The organism is Streptomyces sp. JW3 (assembly GCF_052216785.1).
Lineage (GTDB): Bacteria > Actinomycetota > Actinomycetes > Streptomycetales > Streptomycetaceae > Streptomyces.
The window spans coordinates 1-24013 of record NZ_JBQOUX010000082.1 but is presented as its reverse complement, the minus strand read 5'-3'; the positions used below and the strand labels follow the sequence as shown (position 1 = coordinate 24013).

Genomic DNA, 24013 nt, shown 5'->3' with positions numbered 1-24013 from the left:
CCCGGTGAGTGTCGCCCTGCCCCGGTACGCCGTACGCCCGTGGGAGCTGCCGCCGGTGACCGCCGTGGTGGCCGTGGTCGCGCTGCTGGCGGTGCCGCTGGGAGCGGACGGCGGGGGCGGGGGCGCGCATCCCGCCGACGCCGTCTCCGCGCTGGTGGTGCTGTACTGCGCGGCGCGGCTGGTACGGGAGCGGCGGCGCCCTCTGTCCGGTACGGCGGCCGTGCTGCTCGGGCTGCCGGTGCTGGGGCTCGCGGTCGCCGCGACCGGCGCCGGGTCACCGGCGGCCGCACTGGCCGGGCTCGGCCGCTACCTCCAGGTCTTCGTCCTGGTCCCGGCCGCCGTGCTGCTGCTGGTGCGCGGGCGGGGCGACGTACGGCTGCTCGCGTGGGCGATGACCGGCCTCGCGCTGTGCCAGGGGGCGGTCGGCGTGCACCAGTACGCGACCCGGACGGGGGCCTCGTACCAGGGTGAGCCGGTCCGGGCGGTGGGGACGTTCGGGGCGCAGGACGTGATGGGGATGGCGACCGTGGTGTCGCTGGGGCTGGTGTGCGCGGTGGGGCTGGCGCTGGGGCGCGGGCCGGTGCGGGGCCGGGTGATCGCGGCCGGGTGCGCGCTGGTGCTGCTGGTGCCGCTGGCGCTGTCGTTCAGCCGGGGGGCGTGGATCGCCACGGCGGTGGCCTGCGCGGCCCAGTCGCTGCTCGCCGGTGCGCGGCGGGCGCTGGCGGTGGCGGCGGCGCTGCTCGCGGCGGGCGTGGTGCTGACCGTCGGGTTCGGGGTGGGGACGGCGATGCTCCAGGAGCGGGTCGGCAGCATCGCCGAGGTGGCCGACGCGCCGGACCGGTCGGTGACGGACCGGTACAGCATGTGGGCGGCGGCGGCCGGGATGTGGCGGGAGCGGCCGCTGACCGGGGTCGGGCTCAAGGGCTTCCCGGAGCATCGCGACGCGCACGCCTCGCTGGCGCTGTCCTCGGGCAGCGAGACGGACGGCGCGGGCGCCGGGTACGTACGGCAGCCGCTGCTGTCCCCGCACAACATGTACCTGCTGGTCCTCGCCGAGCAGGGGCTCCTCGGACTGACCGCGCTGGCGGGGAGCTGGCTGGCGCTGCTGGTACTCGGACTGCGACGGCTGCGACGGCCGCGACGGCCGCGTCGGTTGCGCGCGGCACGGTCCGGGGCGGGCGGGGCCGCGCCGCCCGGCGCCGGGCTGATCGGCTGCGGGCTGCTGGTCTGGCAGCTGACGGACTTCGGGTACGCCGACATCGGCGGCCCGTCGACCGTGCTGACCGCCGTCTCCCTCGGCCTCGCGGCACACTGGGCGCTGGCCGCCGGGGACCGGGAGCCGGCGTCATGAGCACGGCGTCGGCGCGACGGGACGCGGCGGCACCGGCCACCCAGATCACCCCTGTTGCGGAGCCCACCCACGCCGGCCGGAACTTCCTCGCCCGTGCCGCCGCCGTCACCGCCGTGCTGTCCGTCGCCGGGTCGGTGCTCGGGCTGGCCCGGGACCAGGCGCTGGCCCGGCTGTTCGGGGCCGGCAGTGAGACGGACGCCTTCCTGGTGGCGTGGACGGTGCCGGAGTTCGCGGCCACGCTGCTGATCGAGGACGGGCTGGCCTTCGCCCTGGTACCGATGTTCAGCCTGGCCCTGGCCCGGCGGGCCCAGGGGGCGCCCGGCGACCCGGTGCGCGCCCTGGTCGCCGCCACGCTGCCCCGGCTGGCGCTGGCCTGCGCGGCGGCCGGCGCGCTGGTCGCCGCCTCGGCGCCGGTCCTGGTCCGGGCCCTGGCGCCCGGCCTGCCGGACCACGCCCTCGCGGTGGACTGCACCCGCCTCACCGCGACCTGCGTCCTGAGCTTCGGACTGGCCGGGTACTGCAGCGCGGCGCTGCGCGCGCACCGCCGGTTCTCGCTGCCGGCGGCGATCTACGTCGCCTACAACACCGGCATCATCGCCACGATGGTGCTGTGCGCCGGGGTCTGGGGGGTGCGCGCGGCGGCGGCGGGGGTCGCGGTCGGCGGCGTACTGATGGTGGCGGTGCAACTGCCGTCCCTGGTGGCCCGGTTGCGACAGCGCGGCGCCGGCGCGGGGCCGCGCCCCGCGCCGGACCCGGACACCCGCTCGGCCACCCTCGCCCTGCTCGCCACCGTGCTGCTGTTCGCCCTGTGCCGGCAGTCGCAGGTGCTGGTCGAACGGTTCCTCGCGGCCGGCCTGTCCGCCGGGGCGATCTCCCACCTGAACTACGCGCAGAAGGTGGCGCAGATCCCGATGACCCTGTCGCTGATGCTGTGCACGGTCACCTTCCCGGTGGTCGCGCGGGCCCTGGCCGACGGCGACACCGAACGGGCCCGGGCCCGGGTGGAGCGGGACGTGGCGCTGGCCGCCGCCCTGGTGCTGCTGGGCGCGGCCGTGGTCGTCGCCTGCGCCCCGCAGCTGATCCGGCTGCTGTTCCAGCGCGGCGCGTTCACCGCCGCGGACACGGCGGCGACCACGCAGGTCATGCGGGTGTACGCGGTCGGACTGCTCGGGCAGACGGTGGTGGGCGCGCTGGTCCGCTCGTACTTCTCGGCGGGGCGGGCCAGTTGGTATCCGCTGGCCGCGATGACCGCGGGTCTCCTCGCCACCGCCGGGATCGGCGCGGCGGCGGTGGGCAGCTGGGGCGCGGCCGGGCTGGCCGCCGCCAACGCGGCCGGCATCACCGTCACCGCCGCCCTGCTGCTGGCCGGCCCGGGCCCGCGCGGTGTCCCGGTCGTCGTCCGGCGGGTGCTCGGGGAGCTGGGCCGTCCGGTGCCGGCGGCGGGCGCGGCGACGCTCGCGGGCGCGTGGGCCGCCGCCCGGTTCACCTCTCCCGCCCTCGCCCTGGCCGCCGGCGCGGCGACGGTCGGCTGCGTGTTCCTGCTCTGCGGCCGGGCCCTGGGCGTCCAGGGCACGGCGTCCGTCCCCGCGTCCGCCCTCACGTCCGTCCGAGCGTCCGTCCGCGCCGCGACCCGGTCTGCCACCCGCGCCGCGACCCGGTCTGCCACCCGCGCCGCCCGGTCCGCCCTCACGTCCGTCCGAGCGTCCGTCCGCGCCGCGACCCGGTCTGCCACCCGCGCCGCCACCCGGTCCGCCGCCCGGTCCGCCCTCCACACCCGCACCCGTCTCGTCCCCCGCCCCGTCGCCCCTCCCGTCCCCCGTCCCCTCACCCGCTCCGTCCCCCGGAGGCACCCTCATGGCCGCATCCGCCTCGTCCGCCTCATCAGCCGTATCCGCCGTATCCGCCGCTTCCGTAGCTTCCGTAGCTTCCGTTGACGTCCCCCTCGGCGTCCCCGTCCGGACCCCTGCGGGCGCCCGCAGCGCACCCGTGCCATGGGTGGCGATGTACCACTCCGTGGCCGACTGCCGGGACGACCCGTACGGCATCACCGTCACGCCCGCCCGGCTGGACGCGCAGCTCGGCTGGCTGCGCCGGCGCGGGCTGCGCGGCGTGTCGGTGGCCGAGCTGCTGGCCGCCCGGGAGCGCGGCGCGGCCCGCGGTCTGGTGGGGCTGACCTTCGACGACGGGTACGCCGACTTCGCCGAGAACGCGCTGCCGCGGCTGCGCCGCTGGGGCTGCGGCGCCACCCTGTTCGTCCTCGCGGAGCGGCTCGGCGGCGACAACGCCTGGGACCCGCGGGGCCCGCGCAAGCCGCTGCTGACCACCGACGGGGTGCGCCGCGCCGCCGCCGAGGGCGTGGAGATCGGCTCGCACGGCCTGACCCACGTCGACCTGACCCGCGCCGACGACGACACGCTGTACGCCGAGACCGCCGGCAGCAGGGCCCGGCTGGCCGACATTGCCGGCACCCCGGTCACCGGTTTCTGCTACCCGTACGGCACCCTCGACGCCCGCGCCGTCGACGCCGTGCGCGGCGCCGGTTACGGCTACGCCTGCGCCATCGACCCCGGCCCGCTGACCGGCCGGTACGCCCTGCCCCGGGTGCACATCGGGCAGCGCGACACGGCCGTACGGCTGCTGCTGAAGACCCGGCTGCACCGGCTGCGGCGGCGGCCGGCGGCGGGGGTCTGAGATGACGCCCGGCGCCTCCCCCAGGATCCTGCACGTCATCACCGGCCTCGGCACCGGCGGCGCCGAGCAGCAACTGCGGCTGCTGCTGCGGCACCTGCCGGTGCGCTGCGACGTCGTGACGCTCACCGACCCCGGCGCGGTCGCCGACGGGCTGCTGGCCGACGGGGTGCGCGTCGTCCACCTCGGCATGACCGGCAACCGGGACCTGTCCGCGCTGCCCCGCCTGACCCGGCTGATCCGGGCCGGCGGCTACGACCTGGTGCACACCCACCTCTACCGGGCCTGCCTCTACGGCCGCCTCGCCGCCCGGCTCGCCGGGGTCCGCGCGATCGTCGCCACCGAGCACTCCCTCGGCGACACCCGGCTGGAGGGCCGCCGGCTCTCCCCGGGCGTGCGCGCCCTGTACCGGGCCGGCGAGCGCCTCGGCAGCACGACGATCGCCGTCTCCCCCACGGTGGCCGGCCGGCTCGGCCGCTGGGGCGTGCCCGCGCCCCGGGTCGAGGTGGTGCCCAACGGCATCGACCTGGACCGCTTCCGCTTCGACCCGGTGGCCCGGCACCGTACCCGCCGCCGCCTCGGCCTGCCGGAGGGGGCCTGGGTGGTCGGCGGGGTCGGCCGGCTCGCCGCGGGCAAACGCTTCGACGTCCTGGTCCGCGCCCTCGCCCGGCTCCCCGCCGACTGCTGGCTGCTACTGGTCGGCGGCGGCCCCGAGGAGCACGCGCTGCGCCGCGCCGCGCGGTCCGCGGGCGTCGCCGACCGCGTCCTGCTCACCGGCGAACGCCCCTACCTCCCCGACGGCTCGCCCGGCCCCGACCTGCCGTCCCTGGTCTCCGCGGTGGACGTGCTCGGCTCACCGTCCCCGCAGGAGGCGTTCGGTCTGGCGGTCGTGGAGGGGCTGGCGTCGGGGCTGCCGGTCGTCTACGCCTCCTGCCCGGCCGTCGAGGACCTGCCGCCGGACGCGGCGCCGGGGGCCCGGCGGGTGCGGGGCGGCGCCGCGGAGTTCGGCGCCGCGCTGGCCGCCCTCCGCGCGGCGGGCCCCGGCCCGCGCACCGCGCCGCCGGCCGCCCGCCACTACTGCGTCACGCGCAGCGCCGCCCAGCTGATGGACGTCTACGCGTCCGTCCTCACCCACCCGTTGTCCCCCGCACCGCAGGAGGCCGGCCCCGTATGACGGAGCACAGGACCGAACACAAAGACAAGGACGGAAAGGATACGGACAGAAAGGACACGGACAGAAAGGACAGAACCGGAAACAGCACCGCCGGCGCCCTCCTCCCCCGGGTCCGCGTCCGCGCGCTGCCCCCCTGGTCGCTGCTGGCCGCCGGTGTCCTCGCCGGGGGCCTGCTCGGTGGCGCGTACGGGCTGGTGCGGACCCCGCAGTACACGGCCACGAGCTACGTCGTCGCCGTCCCCGGCAAGGGCTCGGACCCGGCGTCCGCGCTGGGCTTCGCGCAGGCGTACGGCCGGGTCGCCACGCAGCTCGCGGTGCTCGGGGACGCCCAGGTGTGGGCGGGCGTACCGGTGGCGACGCTGGAGCGGAGCGTACGGACCCGGACCTCGCCGGACGCCCCGATGGTCTCCGTCACCGCCACCGCCGCGCGCCCGGACCTGGCCGCCGACCTGGCCGACGCGGTCACCCGGGCGCTGACCCGGCACGCCGCGCACTCCGCGGACGCCACCCGGGTGACGCTGCGCCGGTTCGCCCGCGCCACCGAGCCCACCTCGCCGGTCACGGCAGGGCCGGCGGTGACCGGCCTGGTCGGGCTGTCCGCGGGCGGCCTGCTGGGCGGCCTCGCCCTGCTGGTCCGGCCGCGCGGCCGGGCCGGCGAGGACGCCGGGACGCCCTCGGTGCCCGCCCCCGCGTCCGCCCCCACGTCCGCCGCCGACACCCGAAAAGCACCACTGTGACCTTGTACCCGACCAAAACCGAGACCGAGACCAAGACCGAGACCAGGCCCAGGACCAGGAACAGGACCGGGACGAAGACCGAGACCGTCACCGACGAGCGGGTGTTCGCCGACCTGGGCCCGCGGTGGGACCGCCTGTACCGGCGGTGCGCGGCGGCGACCCCGTTCCAGAGCCACGCCTGGCTGCACTCCTGGTGGCTGTCGTACGGGCGTCCCGGGCGGCTGCGGCTGGTGCTGGTCCGGGACGGCCGGGGCGAACTGGTCGGCGCCGCGCCGCTGATGCGGGTACCGGGCCCGGTCCCGGCGCTGGTGCCGCTGGGCGGGCCGATCTCGGACTACGCGGACGTCCTGGTCGACGACGAGTACCCCGGGGCGGTGCCGGCGCTCGCCGCCGCGCTGGCCGGGGCCGCCCGGACCGCGCTGATCGACCTGCGCGAGGTCCGGCCGGGCGGCGCCGCCGAACGGGTCTGGGACCGCTGGCCGGGACCGCGCGGCCGGGTGGCCGACTCCCTGTGCCTGGAACTGCCCGCCGTGCCCCTGCGCGACCTCACCGCCCGGCTGCCGTCCGGCAAGGCCCGGCAGCGGGTGCGCGCCAAGCTGCGCCGGCTGGACGCGCTCGGCGTCAAGAGCCGGGCCGTGCTGCCGGCCGAGACGGACGCCGCGCTGCACCGGCTGCTGGAACTGCACCGGATGCAGTGGCAGGGCCGGAAGGTGACGGGCGAGCACCTGAGCCCCCGGTTCCGGGCCCATCTGGTGCGGGCGGCGGGGGCGATGGTGGCGGCCGGGGACGCGGTGGTCACCGAGTTCCGGCTCGACGACGAGGTGGTGGCCGTGGACGTGACACTGCTGGCACGGCGGCTCGCCGGGGGCTATCTGTACGGCGCCCATCCCCGGCTGCGGGAGTGCCGGGCGGACGTGGCGGTACTGCTGCTGGACGCCGCCGCGCGGCAGGTGTGCGACGGTCAGCGCGAGGTGCTGAGCCTGCTGCGCGGCGACGAGCCGTACAAGCACCACTGGCGGCCCCGGCCGGTGCTCAACCAGCGGCTACTGCTGGCCCGGCGGCGCACCGCCCCGCTGCTGGCGGCGGCCCTGGTCGACGACGCGGCCCGGCGGCGCGGCAAGGCGCTGCGCCGCCGTTGGCGGGAGCGCCCCGGTGACGGCGGCGCCTGACCGGCCCCGCCGCCCGGGGCGTTAGCGGGTGCGCGACCACCAGTCCAGGCGCAGGCAGAGCCGGCCGCCGATCCAGTGCTCGACCCAGTCGTCGAGGTCGAGCGGCGAACAGTTGGCCGGCGCCTCGGGCGTGGGCCGCGGCTGCGGCTGCGGCCGCTGCGGCACGTCCTGGTCCGGCACGTCCTGGTCCGGCACGTCCTGGCCGGTGCGGCCGGAGAGCACCGCCCGGTAGACCTCGGCGGCCCGGGGGTTGGCGCCGCACTGCCACACGCCGTGCGGGCAGTAGTCGGTGAGGGTGTGGTACAGCGCCCCGTGCTCCTCCATCCAGGCCAGCATCCGCCGCATGTACGTGGCGTTGTCGCCGTTGCGGAACAGCCCCCACTCCGGGTACGAGACCGGCTTGCCGTGCGCCCGCGCGAAGTCCACCTGGGCCTGGAGCCCGTACGGCTCGCTCACCTGCTCCTCGAACGGCATGCCGCGCGGCTGGTCGTAGGCGTCCATGCCGACGATGTCGACGGTGTCGTCGCCCGGGTAGCACTCGGTCCACGGCACGGCGTCCCGGCCCCGGCTGGGCGCGAAGTCGAACCTGAACTGCTGGCCCGGCACCGCGCGCATCGCCGTGACGATCCGGTTCCAGTACGCCTTCCACGCCTCGGGGTCCGGTCCGCAGCGGTGGGTGTACGTGGTGCCGTTCATCTCCCAGCCGAGCACCAGGACGGTGTCCGGCGCGTCCAGGGCGACCAGCCGCTCGGCCAGCCGCCGGAAGTGGTGGTCGAAGTCGCCGGCCGCGCCCCGCCGCAGCAGTTCGCGCACCTCGTCGTCGTCGAGCCCCGCCTCGTTGCGCTCCAGCATGGGCACGTTGAGGACGAGCATCCGGTCGGCCTGCCGGGTGCGCCAGTCGGCCCACACGTCGAGGAAGCCGGGGGCGCCCTCGATGTTGCTCCAGCGGTCGCCGGGCAGATAGGTGTGGCCGACCCGCAGCCGGGTGCCGCCGAGCCAGTGGCTCAGCTCGGCCATCCGCGCCACGCCGCGCGGCCCGTAGTCGAGGTAGGCACCGAGGGCGGGCGTCGACGGCCCCGGCGCCGCACCCACCGGGGCGGACGGGGCCGGTGGCGCGGAGGGGGCCGGTGGCGCGGGCGGGTCGGTGGCGGCCCGCGCGGGCCCGGGGGCCAGTACCGCGGGCAGTACGGCGGCCAGGGCCGCGGCCACCGCGACCGCGGCCCCGGAGCGCGTGCGCCGGAAACGGACCCGTGACTGCTCTTCCGACATGCCGGCTCCCTCTGTCCACGCGTTCCTGGGCTCTCACTCCCGCTACTGACACCCAGTCACATGAACGTGCGTCCCGCCACCGCCGCTACGGCGTTCGAGTGCGGCACGGGCCGCGCGGGCGGCCACCGCGAGCCGGCCGGGAGGGAACCGTCCCGGCCGGCGGAGCCGTCAGCGGCGGGACGCCGTCCGGCTGCGGCGGTAGAGGACCGCGCCGCCGGCGATCAGCGCGGCGGACGCGGCCGCGGTGACCGCGAGGGTGTCACCGGCGCTGCCGGTCTCGGCCAGCACGGGCGGCTCGTCGGCCTCGGCGGCGGGCGGCGGCTCCTCCTCCACGGCCGGCGGGGTCTCCTCCTCGGCCGGCGGCGGGGTGTGGTGCTCCGGCGGCGGCGTGTGGTCGGTGGGCGGCGGGGTGTGCGGCGGCTCGTCGTGGCCGTATCCGGGCGGGGCCGGCTTGTCGTCCCCGTCGTTGTCGCAGCTGTTGCCGAACGCGGGGTTCAGCAGCGCGATCACGTCGACGGTGTTGCCGCAGGCGTTCACCGGCACGTCGACCGGGACCTGGGCGTTGTTGCCGGAGCCGACACCGGGCGAGCCCACGCTCTGCCCCTGGGCGGAGGCACCGTCGGAGCCGGAGCCGGCGTCGTGGCCGTAACCGCCGTGTCCGCCGTGTCCGCCGTGCCCGCCGTGCCCGCCGTGCCCGCCGTGCTCCTTGCCGTGCTCGTCCCCGCCGGTGTTGGCGCAGGCGTTGCCGAAGGCCGGGTTCAGGGCCGCGATCACGTCGACGGTGTTGCCGCAGGCGTTCACCGGTACGTCGACCGGGACCTGGGCGGTGTTGCCGGACACCACGCCCGGCGAGTTCGCGGCGGCCCCGTCCGCCTGCGAGTCGGCAAGGGCGGGGCTGCCGCACAGGGACAGAACACTCGTCGCGGCGGCTGCCGCGACCATTCCCCTGCTCAAGGTCTGTCGCACTCTAGTTCGCTTCCTGCTTGGAGAAGTGGGAAACGGCCGGCCCCGGAGCCAATCGAGTTGGCCAGGGCCGGCCGTGACACAGCCGAACGGCTGGTGCGGGACGACGTCAGTCGTTCTCGCACTCATTGCCGAACGCCGGGTTCAGCAGCCCGATGACGTTGATGGTGTTACCGCACACGTTGACGGGAACGTGCACGGGAACCTGCACGACGTTGCCGGACAGGACGCCCGGGGAGCCGATGGCGGCACCCTGGGCCCCCGAGTCGGCGAAGGCCGGGGCGGCCCCGCCGAACGCCAGGATCGCGCCCGCGACGACAGCAGCGCTCTTCTTCATGAACTTTCCCTTCTCTGCGGTCATGCCTGAGTGACGGCCGAAACCGCGCGAGCACAGCATTGACGGCTCGCACCATGACCTGCAGCCTGCAAACGAGGAATTGACGGCCGGAGAAACTGCGGAACGTGTGCGCCTGGGGAATTCACTCGAATGCCCCGGAACGCGTTACGGCCGTACGTCCATCAGAGCGACGACGTCGTTTCCACGGCCGGGCGGCCCGCGGGGAAGTCAGCGGGCCACCCGGGCCGAGCGCGGTACCGCTCAGCGGCCACCCTCGCCGTTGGCCGACAGGACCGACAGGTCCTCCAGGACGTGCGAGATCGCGCCGTCCCGCTTGGCCTGGGTGGAGTTGTCGTCGCACTGCTGCGTCATGTCGTCGCCCAGAACGTCGAGGTTCTGGATCGGAACGATGTTGATGACGGAGACGGCGACCTCTTCCACGGCGACGCACGGCTTGTTCAGCGTGCCGTCGACGAGAGAGAGCTGAGGGCTCATGTCGCCGTCGGTGGAGGAGTTGCCGAACTTCGACTCGGCGCCGTTGCCGTTGGCGACGGCCGGGCCGTTGTCGTCCCCGATGGCAAGCGCCTGGGGAGCAGCCGCCACCGACATACCGATGACAGAAGCGGCGGCCGCCGCGGCGACCATTGCCTTCTTGAGCACTTCGCGTTCCTTTCCTCGTAGCGACGCACTGTCCTACGGCCTCATCAACACGGCCCGGCATGAATGGTTTCGGGCGTTCACCCGGTTGGCGGCACACCCGGGGTTTCCCGCGCATTCCCCGGTATCGGCCATCGGAGTGAACGTAAGAAACTCCGCCGCAGGCGCGGAGTTGACCATAGGGCTCCGGTGGTCGGGGTTTTTGAGAAAGGACTGAACTGTGATCAAGAAGGTCTTCGCCTCCGCAGCGATCGCCGCTTCCGTCATCGGCGCCTCCGCTGCCACGGCCCCGCAGGCGATGGCTATCGGCGACGACAGCGGCCCGGTCTCCGCCAACGGCAACGGCGCCGAGCAGTACTTCGGCAACTCGTCGACCTACGGCAACATGAGCCCGCAGATGGCCCTCATCCAGGGCTCCTTCAACAAGCCGTGCATCGCCGTGTCCGACATCCCGGTGAGTGTCATCGGCATCGTGCCGATCCAGGACCTGAACGTCCTGGGCGACGACATGAACCAGCAGTGCGCGGAGAACTCGACGCAGGCCAAGCGCGACGGCGCGCTGGCCCACCTGCTGGAGGACGTGTCGATCCTGTCCGCCAACGGCGAGGACTGAGACCGCGCCCAGGGGCGGGACACCGGCGCTGCCGCCGGGGTCCCGCCCTTTCGCGTGTCAGGGCCGGCCGGCGTACAGCGCCTCGATCTCGGCGGCGTACGCCTCGGTGGCGGCCTGCCGTTTCACCTTCAGGGACGGCGTCAGCAGCCCGTTCTCCTCGGTGAACTCGCCGTCGATCAGCCGGAAGGCGCGGATCGACTCGGCCCGGGAGACGGCCTGGTTGGCGTGGTCGACGGCGCGCTGGACGTCGGCGCGCAGCCGTTCGTCGCGGACGAGCGCGGACCGGGGTGTGCCGGCCGGCAGCCCGCGTACCGACAGCCAGTGGGCGATCGCGTCCGGGTCGAGGGTGATCAGGGCGGCGATGTAGGGCCGGTTGTCCCCGACGACCAGGCACTGGCCGACGGGCGGGCGGCTGCGCAGCCGGTCCTCCAGGACGGCCGGGGAGACGTTCTTGCCGCCGGAGGTGACCAGCAGGTCCTTCTTGCGGCCGGTGATGGTCAGATAGCCGTCCGCGTCGAGGGAGCCGAGGTCGCCGGTGGCGAACCAGCCGTCGGTGAGGGCCTCGGCGGTGGCCCCGGGGTTGTTCCGGTAGGAGGTGAAGACGATGCCGCCCTTGATCCGCACCTCGCCGTCGGCGGCGATCCGCACCGCGGTGCCGGGGACCGGCCTGCCCACCGTGCCGGGGCGGGGGCCCAGCGGCGGCACGACGGTGGCGGCGGCGGTGGTCTCGGTCAGGCCGTAGCCCTCGTAGATCATGATGCCGGCGGCGTAGAAGAACAGGCTGAGTTCGCGGTCCAGGGGGGAGCCGCCGCTGATGGCGTAGCGGGTGCGGCCGCCGAGTTCGGCCCGGACCCGGCGGTAGACCAGCAGGTCGTACAGGGCCCAGGCGGCCCAGAGGCCGGGGCCCGGTCCGGGGCCGGTGCCGAGGAACTTGTTCAGGTGGGCCTCACCGAAGCGGACCGCGACGCGGTGCGCCCGGTCGAAGGAGGCGCCGCGGCCCAGCTTCTCGGCGGTGGCGCGGCCGGTGTCGTGGATCTTCTCGAAGAGGTAGGGGACGCCGACCAGGAAGCTGGGCCGGAACGACTTGAGGGCGGGGCGGAGTTCGGCCGGTTTGAGGCTCGGGAAGTGGCCGATCTCGATGCGGGCCAGCAGACAGGCGAGCTGGATGGTGCGGCCCAGGATGTGGGCGAGGGGGAGGAAGAGCAGGGTGGAGGCCGTGGTGCCGGTGACCGCCTTGAAGATCGGGTGCAGCAGCTCGACCGTGTTGGCGGCCTCGGCGTGCAGGTTGGCGTGGGTGAGGACGCAGCCCTTGGGGCGGCCGGTGGTGCCGGAGGTGTAGCAGAGGGTCGCCTCCGTGTCCGGGGTGAGCGCGGTGCGGCGCTTGGTGACCTCCTCGTCGGGGACGGTGGCGCCGAGCGCGGTGAGGTCGGCCAGGGCGCCGGCGTCCAGTTCCCACACCCGGGGGCGGACGGGGTGGTCCGCGGTGGCGGCGCGGACCGTGGCGGTGTTCGCGGCGGTCTCGGTGACCACCAGCGTGGCGCCGGAGTCCCGCACGATCCACTCGACCTGGCCGGCCGAGGAGGTGGCGTAGACGGGGACGGTCCGGCCGCCGGCCGCCCAGATCGCGAAGTCCAGGACCGTCCACTCGTAGCGGGTGCGGGACATCACGGCGACCCGGCCGCCGGGCTCCAGGCCGCCCGCGATCAGCCCCTTGGCCACGGCGGTCACCTCGGCGGCGAAGGCGGCGGCGGTCACCGGCCGCCACTCGTCGCCCACTTGCCGGCGCAGGACCACCGCGCCGGGCGCCTCGGCCGCGTTGGTGAACGGGATGTCGGCGTTGCTGCCGGTGGTGGGCGGCGGCGCCAAGGGGGCGACGGCGGCCTCCCGTACCGTGCCGGTCGCGTCCCTGACCAGGTCGGCCCGGACGCGGCCGGCCAGGTCGGTGCGGCGCCCGGCCCGTTTCAGATCCTTGCGTACGCCCATGACGGCTCCCGGTGGCGACGGCGGCTCACTTCCTTACTCGCGAGTCAACTTACTCACGCGTAAGAAAGTCAAGGGGTGTGGACGCCCTAGGACACGACGTCCTTGCGGGCGAAGCCGCGGAAGGCCAGGGCGAACAGCACCAGCGCGTACGTCACCGACAGCGAGGTGCCCTGGATCATGCGGGTGAGGTCCAGTTGCGGCTGGACGGCGTCCAGCCAGGCGTACTGCCAGTGCGCGGGCAGGAAGGAGCGCCAGTCGCCCAGCGCCGTGACCTCGTCCAGGACGCTGCCGATGATGGTCAGGCCGACCGCGCCGCCGACCGCGCCGAGCGGGGCGTCGGTCCGGGTGGAGAGCCAGAACGCCAGGGCGGCGGTGACCAGTTGGGAGACGAAGACGTACGCCACCGTCAGCGCGAGGCGTTCGGTGGCGGTGCCGGTGGGCAGGTAGCCGCCGGTGGGGAGCTGGAGCGGACCCCAGCCGTAGGCGGCGGTGCCGACCGCGAGGGCGATCAGGGGCAGCAGGACGATCGCGGCCAGCGACAGGGCGAGGCCCACGGTCAGCTTGGACAGCAGCAGCCGGGCGCGGGGAACGGGGGCGGCGAGCAGGTAGCGCAGGGAGGACCAGCCGGCCTCCGAGGCGACCGTGTCGCCGCAGAACAGGGCGACCGGGACGACCAGCAGGAAGCCGGCGGAGGCGAACAGGGTGACGGCGGCGAAGTTGGCGCCGGAGGCGGTCGCCGAGTCCATCAGGGAGACCTGGCCGGCCTGTCCCTCCGGTTCGCCGCCGACCGCGAAGGCGATCAGCAGCACGAACGGCAGGGCGAACAGGATGCCGCCCATGATCAGGGTGCGGCGGCGCCCCAGCTGGCGGGCCAGTTCGACCCGGACGGGGAGGGTGCGGCCGGCCCGGTAGCCGTCGGCGACCTCGGCCGGCTCCATCAGCGTGGCCATGCGTCAGTCTCCGATCAGGGTGAGGAAGGCGTCTTCGAGACGGCGGTGCGGGCCGACCGACTCGACGGGGACGTCGAGGCGCACCAGGTCGGCGACGAGCCGGCGGGCGGTCGTGCCGGAGTCCAGGCGGACCAGCAGGCCGTCGTCGGTGGGCACGGCGGAGGCGACGCCGGGCAGCGCGGCGACCTTCTCCACGACGGGTTCCGGGAGCGGGCCGTCGGTGCCGACCAGCAGGGTGTCGCCGGAGCCGATGATCTCCCGCACCGGGCCGGCCTGGACCAGCCGGCCGTGGTCCATCACCACCAGGTGGGTGCAGGACTGCTCGACCTCGGCGAGCAGGTGGCTGGAGACGATGACCGTGCGGCCGGCCGCCGCGTAGCGGATCATCACCTCGCGCATCTCGCGGATCTGCGGCGGGTCCAGGCCGTTGGTCGGCTCGTCCAGGATGAGCAGGTCCGGCAGGCCCAGCATGGCCTGCGCGATGGCCAGCCGCTGGCGCATGCCCTGCGAGTACGTGCGCACCGCGCGGGCCAGCGCCTCGCCGAGGCCGGCGATCTCCAGGGCCTCGTCCAGGTGGGCGTCCTCGGCCGGGCGGCCGGTGGCCTTCCAGTACAGCTCCAGGTTCTCCCGGCCGGACAGGTGCGGCAGGAAGCCGGCGCCCTCGACGAAGGCGCCGACCCGGGACAGCACCGGGGCGCCCGGCGCGATGGCGTGCCCGAAGACCCGGATCTCGCCGCCGTCCGGGGTGATCAGGCCCATCAGCATGCGCAGGGTGGTGGTCTTGCCCGCGCCGTTGGGCCCGAGCAGGCCGAGCACCTGCCCCTTCGCCACCCGGATGGAGAGGTCGCGGACCGCGTACCGGTCGCTCTTCTTCGCGTACTTCTTGGTCAGGCCGGTGATCTGGAGCGGCACGTCCGCGAGGGCCGGGTCGGGCGGCGGGGCGGTGGTGCGGCGGCGGGCGGTCAGCAGCAGCGCGGCGGCGACGGCCGCGCCGAGCAGCGGTGCCCACCAGACCCAGGCGGGCAGCCCGGCGGCCTGGCCGGTGGCGCCGAGGGCGGTCGGCACCTTCAGCGCGCTCTTCACCGAGACCGTGTACGTCGCCGGGGCGGCCGGGGAGGCGTAGCCGAGGTCGGTGGAGGAGAGGACGACGCGGAGGCGGTGGCCGTCGGCGACCTCGTGGTCGATGGCCGGGAGGGTGACCGTGACGTCCTTGCCCGCCTTGGCGCCGGGGACCCGGAGCGGGGTGACGAGCTGGGACGGCAGCACCGGCCGGCTGTCGCCGCCGGGGGCGACGTCGTACATCTTGGCGAACAGGACCGCGTCGTCCTCGGACGTCGACTCGACGTGCACGGTGACGGTCGGTGAGCCGGTGATCTGGAGGTCGCCGCGCACCGGCTTCGACTCGAACGCCGCGTACTGGCCGGGGAAGTCGAGCGAGATGCCGAGGCCGAGGGCGGAGAGCTGGGACAGGCCGCCCGCGTCGCCGAGGCCGGGCAGGGCGGAGACGGAGGGCGGGCTGGCGCCGGCCGGGTTCTCGAAGCTCTGCTCGCGGCCGGCCAGTTCGATGGAGCGGGGGTCGGCTTCCAGTCCGGGGTAGCTCTCGGAGCCGACGCCGCTCAGCCGGGGTTCGCCGTCGCCGCTGCCGGTGCCGAGGGTGCGGGTGACGCGGAAGGCGGGGCCGGTGCCGGCGCTCTCGTCGTCCTTCAGGTAGTGGTCGAACCACGCCTCGGTACGGGCCTGGACGCGGTCGCCCTCCAGGTCGCCGCCGTCGTGTCCGCCGGAGATCCAGTCGACGTCGACGGGGGCGCCGTTCGCCTTGATCGCCTTGGCGGCGGCGTCGGCCTGGCCGAGCGGGAAGAGCGAGTCGATCTGGCCCTGCGTGAGCAGGGTGGGTACGTCGATGCGGTCGCCGACCGCCTGCGGGCTGCGTTCTTCGAGGAGTTTCGTGGCGGCGGCGTCCGGCTGCCCGGACTCCGCGACGCGCTGGTACATCGCGCAGAGGTCGGCCTCGAAGCGGGCGCAGCCGCCGCCGGTGTTGACGAAGATGCCGGCCCAGAGTTTCTTGAAGACGCCGTCCGGGAAGAGGGCGTCGGCCAGGTTCCAGTACGTGATCGCGGGCGCGATGGCGTCGACGCGGTCGTCGTGCCCGGCGGCCAGCAGGGCGATGGCGCCGCCGTAGCTGGCGCCGGCCATGCCGACCCGGGGGTCGCCGGCCTTGTCCAGCTGGACTTGGGGCTGTTTGGCGAGCCAGTCGATGAGCCTGGAGACGTCGGCGACCTCGGCGTCGGGGGCGTTCAGGGCGATCTTGCCGGTGGACTTGCCGAAGCCGCGGGCGGACCAGGTGAGCACGGCGTAGCCGTCCTGGGCCAGGTGCTCGGCCTGGCCGCGGACGTCGTCCTTGCTGCCGCCGAAGCCGTGGGTGAGGAGGACGGCGGGGCGGTCGCCGTCGCCGGCCGGGGTGAAGTACGAGGTGTCTATGTGGATGCCGGGGGCGGTGGTGAGGGTTTTGTCGGTGCGGGTCACCTGCGGTGCGGCGTCGTCGGCTGCGGCGGTCCAGGTGCCGATGCCTGCGGCGGCCAGGACGGCCACCGTGGCCGCGGCGGCCAGCCGGCGGCGGGTTCGCAGTCGAAGATCCATGCGGTAACCGTACGGGGTTCGGCTGTCGGGTTGTTATCGACCGGGGGGTGAGAAAGGCCCCCTCCGCTGGGGGTACGCGCAGGGGGCGGGTACTGCGGGTGGGGTAGGCGGGTGCGGGTTCGTTGTGGCTAGTCGCGCAGTTCCCCGCGCCCTTGAAGCAGCGTCTCCGCATCCTCCGGGATCAGGACCAGCCAGCGGGTCTCGCGTCGCGGGCGGAGGTAGAAGGCCCAGTACAACGTTGCCGCTGCCGTTATGCCGCCCGTCCACAGCAAGTACTCCGTCTCCTGCTGGGTCAGGATGTAGACGAGGACGGCGATCAGGAGGACCGGGACGGCCGGCCACAGGGGCATGCGCCAGGCCGCGGTGTGGTGGTGGCGGCCTCGGCGGGCGAGCAGGGCGGCGACCGCTACCAGCAGGTACATGCCGGTGACGGAGACGCCGGTGACGCCGTACAGGGTGTCCAGGTTGACGAAGCAGAGGGCGGCGCCGGGGATGCCGACGGCGAGGGTGGCGACCCACGGGGAGCCGAAGCGGCCGAGCCGGGAGAAGGCGGTGTTGACCGGGGTGGGCCACGCCTTGTCGCGGGCGGAGGCGAACAGGACGCGGGAGTTCTGGATGACCATCACGATGCCGGCGTTGATGATGGCGAGGGCGACGCAGAGGCTGACGAAGGTGCCGGTGGCGGAGTTGGACCAGGCGGTGACCATCGCGCCGATGTCGCCGCCGGTCAGCTCGGACAGGTCGGAGGCGCCCAGGGTGATGGCGACGACCGGGACCAGGATGATCGCGGTGGAGATGGCGAGGGTGGCCAGGACGGTGCGGGCGACGTTGCGGCGCGGGTTCTCCAGTTCCTCGGAGAGGTAGACGGCGGTGGAGAAGCCCTGGGTGACGAAGAGGGCGATGGCCAGACCGGAGACGACCAGCATGCCGGTGACCGGGGCGGCGTGGCCGTCCGCGCCCGCCACCTCCAGCGAGGCGAGGGCGCCGGGGCCGCGCTCGGCGTGGGCGAAGCCGAGCACCGCGACCAGGGCCGCCGCGATGACCTCCAGGACCAGGAAGACGCCGGTGATCCAGGCGTTGGCGCGCAGGTCGAGCAGGCCGGCCAGGGTGGCGAGCAGCATGACGCCGGCGCCGGCCAGCGAGGGGTCGAGGTGGACGAGCGGGGCGAGGTAGTCGGCGGTGCCCATCGCGATGACCGGCGGCACGATCACCACGACCAGCAGGGAGAGCACGAAGACCAGCCAGCCGGCCAGCCGGCCCGCCATCGTGGAGACCATCGCGTACTCGCCGCCCGCGCTGGGGACGAGGGTGCCCAGCTCGGCGTAGCAGAACGCGACGGCTATGCAGAGCACCGAGCCGATGGCGATGGTCAGGGCGGTGGCGGTGCCCAGTGAGCCGAACAGGTCGGGGACGACCACGAAGAGGGTCGAGGCGGGGGTCACGCAGGAGAGGGTCAGCAGGGTGCCGCCGACGACGCCGATGGAGCGCTTGAGGGTCCGGGGGCTGCCGGTGCCGGCATCGGGTGCCGGGGGGAGAAGGGGGTCGGCAGGGCGGAGCGTGTCGGTCATGCGGCGGTCCGATCGACTCGTGTGGCTCAGGGTGACGGACGGGAGCGCTATCGCCTCCGGCGGATCTGGTCGTACTCGTGGTTCTCCGCTCCCGGTTGCGCAGCATTAACCCCGACGAAAACCGTGTCGTCAATGGCTTGCCTGCTACGGAATCCGCAGCTCAGAGGGGTGCCGGAGGGCCGTCGGGGGGCAACAGGGCCACGGGCGGCGCGCCTTGCGGTGGTACGGGAACCGCAGCGGACGGGCGTAAAAAAAGCGGGCCCGTCCGCGCTGTGGACGGGCCCTCGGCCGTGTTCGGCGGGTGCTTCAGTGGTTGCGCGGGAAGCCCAGGTCGACGCCGGCGGGGGCCTCGGCGGGGTCGGGCCAGCGGGTGGTGACGACCTTGCCGCGGGTGTAGAAGTGCGTGCCGTCGTTGCCGTAGACGTGGTGGTCGCCGAAGAGGGAGTCCTTCCAGCCGCCGAAGGAGTGGTAGCCGACCGGGACCGGGATCGGCACGTTGACGCCGACCATGCCGGCCTCCGCCTCCAGCTGGAAGCGGCGGGCGGCGCCGCCGTCCCGGGTGAAGATCGCGGTGCCGTTGCCGTACGGGGAGGCGTTGATGAGGGCCACGCCGTCCTCGTAGGTCTCGGCGCGCAGGACGCACAGGACCGGGCCGAAGATCTCGTCCTGGTACGCCCTGGCCGTCGTGGGCACCTTGTCGAGCAGGGAGATGCCGATCCAGTGGCCGTCCTCGTGGCCCTCGACGGTGAAGCCGGTGCCGTCCAGGACGACCTCGGCGCCCTCGGCGGCGGCGTTCGCGACGTAGGTGGCGACCTTGTCGCGGTGGGCCCGGGTGATCAGGGGGCCCATCTCGCTGGCCGGGTCGGCGCCGGGGCCGATGGTGATCTTCTCGGCGCGGTCGCGGATCTTGTCGACCAGCGCGTCGCCGATCGCGCCGACGGCGACGACCGCGGAGATGGCCATGCAGCGCTCGCCGGCCGAGCCGTAGGCCGCGCTGACGGCCGCGTCGGCCGCCGCGTCGAGGTCGGCGTCGGGCAGCACCAGCATGTGGTTCTTGGCGCCGCCGAGCGCCTGCACGCGCTTGCCGTGCGCGGCGGCGGTGGTGTGGATGTGGCGGGCGATGGGGGTGGAGCCGACGAACGAGACCGCCTTGACGTCGGGGTGTTCGAGGAGGCGGTCGACGGCGGTGCGGTCGCCGTGCACGACGTTGAGGACGCCGTCGGGCAGGCCGGCCTCGGTGAGCAGGGCGGCGATCCGGACGGCGGCCGAGGGGTCCTTCTCGCTGGGCTTGAGCACGAAGGTGTTGCCGCAGGCGATGGCGACCGGGAACATCCACATCGGCACCATCGCCGGGAAGTTGAACGGCGTGATGCCCGCGACCACGCCCAGTGGCTGCCGGATGGCGGCCACGTCGACCCGGGTGGCGACCTGGGTGGACAGCTCGCCCTTCAGCTGCACGGTGATGCCGCAGGCCAGGTCGACGATCTCCAGGCCGCGGGCCACCTCGCCGAGGGCGTCGGAGTGCACCTTGCCGTGCTCGGCGGTGATCAGCGCGGCGATCTCGTCGCGGTGCGCGTCGAGCAGGGCGCGGAACCGGAAGAGGATCTCCGTGCGCCGGGCCAGCGAGGACTGGCCCCAGGTGGCGTACGCCTCCTTTGCGGTGGCGACCGCGGTGTCCACCTCCGCGGCGGAGGCGAAGGCGACCTGCCGGGTGACCGCGCCGGTCGCCGGGTCCGTCACCGGCCCGGACCGGCCCGAGGTGCCTTCGACGGTCCTGCCGCCGATCCAGTGGTTGACGATCTCCGTCATGGCCGTGATCTCCTTCGCAGCTGGCGGCGTCCGGTGGGGACCTGCCGTTCCCGGCCCATCCCACCAGGCGGCGACCCGCTGTCGCGCCCGACACTGTGTCTGCGGTTCGGGTCCTGGCGTAGACAGGTGCGGGGGCGGCGGTACCTCCGGCGCGGGGCCGTGGCGGGCGGGGAGTCGTCGCCCGCGCTCCGCTCCTGCCAGGGCGGAGTGGCCGGCCGCGCCGGAGGCGTTTTCGGGCGGGTCGGGACGGTCACCGCACGGCTCCCGCCGTGAGCGCCGCCTCGACCTCGTCGGCGGTCGGCATGGCGGAGGAGCACTCCAGGCGGGAGGCCACGATGGCGCCCGCGGCGTTGGCGTACCGCATGGTCCGCTCCAGGTCCCAGCCGGACAGCAGGCCGTGGCAGAGGGAGCCGCCGAAGGCGTCGCCCGCGCCGAGCCCGTTGAGGACCTCGACCGGGAGCGGCGGGACCTCGGCGCTGCCGCCCCGGTCGTCGACGGCGAGGACGCCCTCGGGTCCCTGCTTGACGACGGCGAGCCGGACGCCCGCGGCGAGCAGGGCGCGGGCGGCGGCGTGCGGTTCGCGGACGCCGGTGGCGATCTCCACCTCGTCCAGGTTGCCGACGGCGACGGTGGTGTGGCGCAGGGCCTCCCGGTAGAACGGGCGGGCCTCGCCGGGGTCCGGCCAGAACATCGGGCGCCAGTCGAGGTCGAAGACGGTCGGGCCGGTCCGGGCCCGGTGGGCGAGGGCGGTGAGGGTGGCCGTCCGGCTGGGCTCCGCGCACAGGCCGGTGCCGGTGACCCAGAAGACCCGGGCCGCGCGCACGGCGTCCAGGTCGAGGTCCTCGGCGGCCAGCTCGAGGTCGGGGGCCTTGGGCTGGCGGTAGAAGTAGAGCGGGAAGTCGTCCGGCGGGAAGACCTCGCAGAAGGTGACGGGGGTGGGCAGTCCGGGCGCCGGGGTGACCCAGCGGTCGTCGACGCCGAAGTCGCGCAGTGCCTCGTGCAGATAGGTGCCGAAGGGGTCGTCGCCGGTACGGGTGATCACCGCGGTGCGGCGGCCGAGGCGGGCGGCGGCGACCGCGACATTGGTGGCCGAGCCGCCGAGGAACTTGCCGAAGGACGTGACCTGCGGCAGCGGGACGCCCGTCTGCAACGGGTAGAGGTCCACCCCGATCCGCCCCATGGTGATCACGTCGTACGCCATCCGCGGCCCCTTCGTGTCGGTCGGCCCTCGGGCTGCCCGGGGGTCTGCTGCGGCACTGCTGTGGCTCTCCCCCGGCTTTCTAGCCCGCGACGTCGAGCCTGTCAATGCTTTGTCCGGACATTCGGACCAGAAGGGGGAGTGCGGCGGGAGGCGGCCGTTCGCGTACCACGGGGGTCACAAACAACTCGGAAGTGTCACAACTGTCGCGAGGGCGCCGGGCTTCCGTCACAGCCGCGCACGGCACCCGGCCCGTTCTCCCGCCCCGTCGTTGACCGGACACAGGCTTGGTGATCGCCAGCGCAGCGCCCGGCTCCCCCGACGGCCGTATCCGGCCGCCCCCGTGGCGCGCGCGGGGAGGTGTGACGCATGACCGACCGAACCCTCTGGTCCTACCAGGACATCGCGGCCCACATCCGGGTGCAGCCGGACACCGTACGGTCCTACCGCAAGCACGGCCTGCTGCCACCACCCGACCACGTGGCGGGCGGCAAGCCCTACTGGTACGCCGACACGGTCCGCACCTGGGTGGCGTCCCGACCGGGCAACCGGGGGCGGCGGGAGCGCTGACCCCTGGCCGGGGGCGGGGCGGGGCGGGGCGGAAATTCCGCGGCGTCCCGCCGCCGGGTGGGGCACAGTGCCCGGCATGGACTTCTCCGTGAAACCCGTCCTCACCGGCGAGAAGGCCGTGCTGCGGCCCTTCACCCGCGAGGACGCCGAGCCGATGTGGGAGATCATCCGCGACCCGGAGGTCGTCCGCTTCACCTTCGAGCCGACCACCGAACTCACCCTGGCGCGGCTGCGTTCCTGGTACGGCTCCCGGGCCGGGCTGCCCGACCGGCTGGACCTCGCGGTGACCGACCGCGCCACCGGCGAGCTGGTCGGCGAGGCCGTGCTGTACGACGTCGACCCGGGCGCCCGCAGCTGCACTTCCGCATCCTGATCGGTGCCCGCGGCCGGGGCCGGGGCCTGGGCACCGAGGCGACCCGGCTCATCGTCGGGTACGGCTTCGAGCGCGGCGGGCTGCACCGGGTGCAGCTGGAGGTCTACGGCGACAACCACCGGGCCCGGCGGGCCTACGAGAAGGCCGGGTTCGTGGGGGAAGGGGTGCGGCGGGAGGCCGCGCTGCGGGGCGGGCGGTGGGTCGACGAGGTGGTGATGGGCGTCCTGGGCCACGAGTGGACGGCCTCCGCCCGATCGGTTACCCCCTAGGGGTATGGTGGGTGGTAGGTGATCCCACCGCGGGTCACGGGTACCCCACCCACACACCCCGACGAGGAGTAGACATGACCGCCCCTACCGGCACCCCGGGTTCCGTCACCGCCGTCTACAAGGTGAGCGGAATGAGCTGCGGACACTGCGAGGGCGCCGTCTCCGGCGAGATCGGCGAGATCGACGGCGTCGACTCCGTGAAGGCCGTCGCCGCCACGGGCGAGGTCACGGTCGTCTCGCAGGCACCGCTGGAGGAGGCCGCCGTGCGCGCCGCCGTGGACGAGGCGGGCTTCGAGCTCGTCGGCCGCGCCTGAGCGCACCGTCCCTCCCGCGCCGCACCCACCCCCCGCGACCGGGCCGCGTCGCATGCGTCCCGGTCGGCCGTCTGGAGCCGGAGCATGACCACCACCGCCCGCACCCCGTCCACGCAGCCCCCGTCCGCGCAGCCCCCGTCCGCACCACCCCCGGCGGACGACGCGCCCGGCCGCGCCCGGACCGAACTGCGCATCGGCGGCATGACCTGCGCCTCCTGCGCGGCCCGGGTCGAGAAGAAGCTCAACCGGATGGACGGCGTCACCGCCACCGTCAACTACGCGACCGAGAAGGCCCGGATCTCCTACCCGCCGGGTACCGAGGTCGCCGACCTCATCGCCACCGTGGAGCGCACCGGGTACACCGCCGAGGAGCCGCCACCGCCGGAGCCCGCCGAGCAGCCCCGCCCGGCCAAGGAGGCCGACGCCGATCCCGAGCTGTCCGCCCTGGGCCGCCGCCTGGCCGTCTCCGCGCTGCTCGCGCTGCCCGTCGTGCTGCTGGCCATGGTCCCGGCCGCGCAGTTCGACAACTGGCAGTGGCTCTCGCTCACCCTGGCCGCGCCGGTCGTGGTCTGGGGCGGCCTGCCCTTCCACCGGGCCACCTGGACCAACCTGCGGCACGGCGCGGCCACCATGGACACCCTGGTCACGCTGGGCACCCTCGCGGCGTTCGGCTGGTCGCTGTGGGCGCTGTTCCTCGGGGACGCGGGCCGCCCCGGCATGCGGCACCCCTTCGACCTGACCGCCTCCCCCGCCGACGCCACCTCGACCATCTACCTGGAGGTGGCCGCCGGCGTCACCGCCTTCCTCCTGCTCGGCCGCTATCTGGAGGCCCGCTCCAGGCGCAGCGCGGGCGCCGCGCTCAAGGCCCTGCTGGAACTGGGCGCCAAGGACGTCACCGTGCTGCGCGACGGCCGCGAGGAGCGCGTCCCGGCGGACCGGCTGGCGGTGGGCGACCGGTTCGTCGTACGGCCCGGCGAGAAGATCGCCACCGACGGCACGGTCGTCGAGGGCACCTCGGCGGTGGACGCCTCGCTGCTCACCGGCGAGTCCGTGCCGGTGGACGTCGGGCCCGGCGACCCGGTCACCGGCGCCACGGTCAACGCGGGCGGCCGGCTGGTGGTCGAGGCCACCCGGGTCGGCGCCGACACCCGGCTGGCCCGCATCGCCCGCCTGGTGGAGGACGCGCAGAACGGCAAGGCCCAGGTGCAGCGCCTCGCCGACCGCGTCTCCGGGATATTCGTGCCGGTGGTGCTGCTGATCGCGGCGGGCACCTTCGGCGGCTGGCTGGGCGCCACCGGCGACCCGGTGGCGGCGTTCACCGCGGCGGTCGCGGTCCTGATCATCGCCTGCCCCTGCGCGCTGGGCCTGGCCACCCCCACCGCCC

Annotated in this window: 20 protein-coding genes and 1 pseudogene; 11 read left to right on the top strand and 10 right to left on the bottom strand. The window is 74.7% G+C overall.

Going from position 1 to position 24013, the window contains the following annotated elements; genetic code table 11:
* The first annotated feature begins 4 nt into the window (after positions 1-4).
* The 6 genes from ACTT8P_RS27640 (at position 5) to ACTT8P_RS27615 (ending at position 7119) form a co-directional block, all read left to right on the top strand.
* Complete coding sequence (locus ACTT8P_RS27640) at positions 5-1351, top strand: O-antigen ligase family protein (RefSeq protein ID WP_442834474.1); 1347 nt, start codon at positions 5-7, stop codon at positions 1349-1351.
* The gene (gene murJ / locus ACTT8P_RS27635) at positions 1348-3285 is read left to right on the top strand and encodes a murein biosynthesis integral membrane protein MurJ (protein WP_442834473.1); all 1938 of its coding nucleotides are present in this window, start codon (positions 1348-1350) and stop codon (positions 3283-3285) included. The genes ACTT8P_RS27640 and murJ overlap by 4 nt, the downstream gene beginning before the upstream one ends.
* 67 nt (positions 3286-3352) lie before the next feature.
* Entirely contained in the window at positions 3353-4042 is a 690-nt protein-coding gene (locus ACTT8P_RS27630; protein WP_442834472.1) for a polysaccharide deacetylase family protein, read from the top strand.
* Position 4043: 1 nt separating this feature from the next.
* Positions 4044-5213: a glycosyltransferase gene (locus ACTT8P_RS27625; RefSeq protein ID WP_442834471.1), complete on the top strand. Its 1170-nt coding sequence runs from the start codon at positions 4044-4046 to the stop codon at positions 5211-5213.
* Positions 5210-5950, top strand: coding sequence for a lipopolysaccharide biosynthesis protein (locus ACTT8P_RS27620; protein WP_442834470.1), 741 nt, complete (start codon positions 5210-5212; stop codon positions 5948-5950). The genes ACTT8P_RS27625 and ACTT8P_RS27620 overlap by 4 nt, the downstream gene beginning before the upstream one ends.
* Before the next feature lie 101 nt (positions 5951-6051).
* A complete protein-coding gene (locus ACTT8P_RS27615; RefSeq protein ID WP_442834488.1) occupies positions 6052-7119 on the top strand; it encodes a GNAT family N-acetyltransferase in 1068 nt (355 codons plus the stop codon).
* 21 nt (positions 7120-7140) lie between these two features.
* On the opposite strand, the gene ACTT8P_RS27610 is transcribed toward ACTT8P_RS27615, so the two are convergent.
* The 4 genes from ACTT8P_RS27610 to rdlA form a co-directional block, all read right to left on the bottom strand.
* Positions 7141-8388 carry a glycoside hydrolase family 26 protein gene (locus tag ACTT8P_RS27610; RefSeq protein ID WP_442834469.1) on the bottom strand — a complete coding sequence of 416 codons (1248 nt, stop codon included), beginning with the start codon at positions 8386-8388 and terminating at the stop codon, positions 7141-7143.
* A 168-nt stretch (positions 8389-8556) separates the two neighbouring features.
* On the bottom strand, positions 8557-9330 hold the full coding sequence (locus ACTT8P_RS27605; RefSeq protein WP_442834487.1) for a chaplin: 774 nt from the start codon (positions 9328-9330) through the stop codon (positions 8557-8559).
* 130 nt (positions 9331-9460) lie between these two features.
* Positions 9461-9688 carry a chaplin ChpD gene (chpD, locus tag ACTT8P_RS27600; protein WP_361159172.1) on the bottom strand — a complete coding sequence of 76 codons (228 nt, stop codon included), beginning with the start codon at positions 9686-9688 and terminating at the stop codon, positions 9461-9463.
* A 261-nt stretch (positions 9689-9949) separates the two neighbouring features.
* A complete protein-coding gene (gene rdlA, locus ACTT8P_RS27595; protein WP_442834468.1) occupies positions 9950-10348 on the bottom strand; it encodes a rodlin RdlA in 399 nt (132 codons plus the stop codon).
* A 217-nt stretch (positions 10349-10565) separates the two neighbouring features.
* Here rdlA and rdlB point away from each other — a divergent pair, with 217 nt between their 5' ends.
* The gene (gene rdlB, locus ACTT8P_RS27590; RefSeq protein WP_361159178.1) at positions 10566-10958 is read left to right on the top strand and encodes a rodlin RdlB; all 393 of its coding nucleotides are present in this window, start codon (positions 10566-10568) and stop codon (positions 10956-10958) included.
* A gap of 57 nt (positions 10959-11015) precedes the next feature.
* On the opposite strand, the gene ACTT8P_RS27585 is transcribed toward rdlB, so the two are convergent.
* The 6 genes from ACTT8P_RS27585 to iolC all read right to left on the bottom strand — a co-directional run bounded on the left by ACTT8P_RS27585 (position 11016) and on the right by iolC (position 21106).
* Positions 11016-12941, bottom strand: a complete 1926-nt coding sequence (locus ACTT8P_RS27585) for an AMP-dependent synthetase/ligase (protein ID WP_442834467.1) — start codon at positions 12939-12941, stop codon at positions 11016-11018.
* 86 nt (positions 12942-13027) lie between these two features.
* Complete coding sequence (locus ACTT8P_RS27580) at positions 13028-13891, bottom strand: ABC transporter permease (RefSeq protein ID WP_442834466.1); 864 nt, start codon at positions 13889-13891, stop codon at positions 13028-13030.
* Between the two features lie 3 nt (positions 13892-13894).
* A complete protein-coding gene (locus ACTT8P_RS27575) occupies positions 13895-16528 on the bottom strand; it encodes a CocE/NonD family hydrolase (RefSeq protein ID WP_442834465.1) in 2634 nt (877 codons plus the stop codon).
* Positions 16529-16656: 128 nt separating this feature from the next.
* Positions 16657-18096, bottom strand: coding sequence for an APC family permease (locus ACTT8P_RS27570; protein WP_442834464.1), 1440 nt, complete (start codon positions 18094-18096; stop codon positions 16657-16659).
* A 306-nt stretch (positions 18097-18402) separates the two neighbouring features.
* Positions 18403-19905: a CoA-acylating methylmalonate-semialdehyde dehydrogenase gene (gene mmsA, locus ACTT8P_RS27565; RefSeq protein ID WP_442834463.1), complete on the bottom strand. Its 1503-nt coding sequence runs from the start codon at positions 19903-19905 to the stop codon at positions 18403-18405.
* Positions 19906-20155: 250 nt separating this feature from the next.
* Positions 20156-21106 (bottom strand): 5-dehydro-2-deoxygluconokinase, encoded by a 951-nt coding sequence (gene iolC, locus ACTT8P_RS27560; protein WP_442834462.1) that lies wholly within the window; start codon positions 21104-21106, stop codon positions 20156-20158.
* A gap of 366 nt (positions 21107-21472) precedes the next feature.
* Between iolC and ACTT8P_RS27555 the strand changes: the two genes are divergently transcribed.
* From ACTT8P_RS27555 to ACTT8P_RS27540, 4 genes and pseudogenes are all read left to right on the top strand, one after another.
* Entirely contained in the window at positions 21473-21673 is a 201-nt protein-coding gene (locus ACTT8P_RS27555) for a helix-turn-helix transcriptional regulator (protein WP_442834461.1), read from the top strand.
* 76 nt (positions 21674-21749) lie between these two features.
* A pseudogene (locus ACTT8P_RS27550) lies at positions 21750-22315 on the top strand (GNAT family N-acetyltransferase).
* A 74-nt stretch (positions 22316-22389) separates the two neighbouring features.
* Positions 22390-22629: a heavy-metal-associated domain-containing protein gene (locus ACTT8P_RS27545; RefSeq protein ID WP_442834460.1), complete on the top strand. Its 240-nt coding sequence runs from the start codon at positions 22390-22392 to the stop codon at positions 22627-22629.
* A gap of 84 nt (positions 22630-22713) precedes the next feature.
* On the top strand, positions 22714-24013 hold a 1300-nt coding region (locus ACTT8P_RS27540; protein WP_442834459.1), incomplete at its 3' end, for a heavy metal translocating P-type ATPase.

What these genes read in the sequence shown, in the direction of transcription:
- mmsA (WP_442834463.1), bottom strand. Translation starts at nt 19,905, where the DNA reads ATGACGGAGATCGTCAACCACTGGATCGGCGGCAGGACCGTCGAAGGC.
- ACTT8P_RS27580 (WP_442834466.1), bottom strand. Translation starts at nt 13,891, where the DNA reads ATGGCCACGCTGATGGAGCCGGCCGAGGTCGCCGACGGCTACCGGGCC.
- ACTT8P_RS27625 (WP_442834471.1), top strand. Translation starts at nt 4,044, where the DNA reads ATGACGCCCGGCGCCTCCCCCAGGATCCTGCACGTCATCACCGGCCTC.
- chpD (WP_361159172.1), bottom strand. Translation starts at nt 9,688, where the DNA reads ATGAAGAAGAGCGCTGCTGTCGTCGCGGGCGCGATCCTGGCGTTCGGC.
- iolC (WP_442834462.1), bottom strand. Translation starts at nt 21,106, where the DNA reads ATGGCGTACGACGTGATCACCATGGGGCGGATCGGGGTGGACCTCTAC.
- ACTT8P_RS27555 (WP_442834461.1), top strand. Translation starts at nt 21,473, where the DNA reads ATGACCGACCGAACCCTCTGGTCCTACCAGGACATCGCGGCCCACATC.
- murJ (WP_442834473.1), top strand. Translation starts at nt 1,348, where the DNA reads ATGAGCACGGCGTCGGCGCGACGGGACGCGGCGGCACCGGCCACCCAG.
- ACTT8P_RS27605 (WP_442834487.1), bottom strand. Translation starts at nt 9,330, where the DNA reads ATGGTCGCGGCAGCCGCCGCGACGAGTGTTCTGTCCCTGTGCGGCAGC.
- ACTT8P_RS27585 (WP_442834467.1), bottom strand. Translation starts at nt 12,941, where the DNA reads ATGGGCGTACGCAAGGATCTGAAACGGGCCGGGCGCCGCACCGACCTG.
- ACTT8P_RS27630 (WP_442834472.1), top strand. Translation starts at nt 3,353, where the DNA reads ATGTACCACTCCGTGGCCGACTGCCGGGACGACCCGTACGGCATCACC.
- ACTT8P_RS27575 (WP_442834465.1), bottom strand. Translation starts at nt 16,528, where the DNA reads ATGGATCTTCGACTGCGAACCCGCCGCCGGCTGGCCGCCGCGGCCACG.
- ACTT8P_RS27620 (WP_442834470.1), top strand. Translation starts at nt 5,210, where the DNA reads ATGACGGAGCACAGGACCGAACACAAAGACAAGGACGGAAAGGATACG.
- ACTT8P_RS27545 (WP_442834460.1), top strand. Translation starts at nt 22,390, where the DNA reads ATGACCGCCCCTACCGGCACCCCGGGTTCCGTCACCGCCGTCTACAAG.
- ACTT8P_RS27610 (WP_442834469.1), bottom strand. Translation starts at nt 8,388, where the DNA reads ATGTCGGAAGAGCAGTCACGGGTCCGTTTCCGGCGCACGCGCTCCGGG.
- ACTT8P_RS27570 (WP_442834464.1), bottom strand. Translation starts at nt 18,096, where the DNA reads ATGACCGACACGCTCCGCCCTGCCGACCCCCTTCTCCCCCCGGCACCC.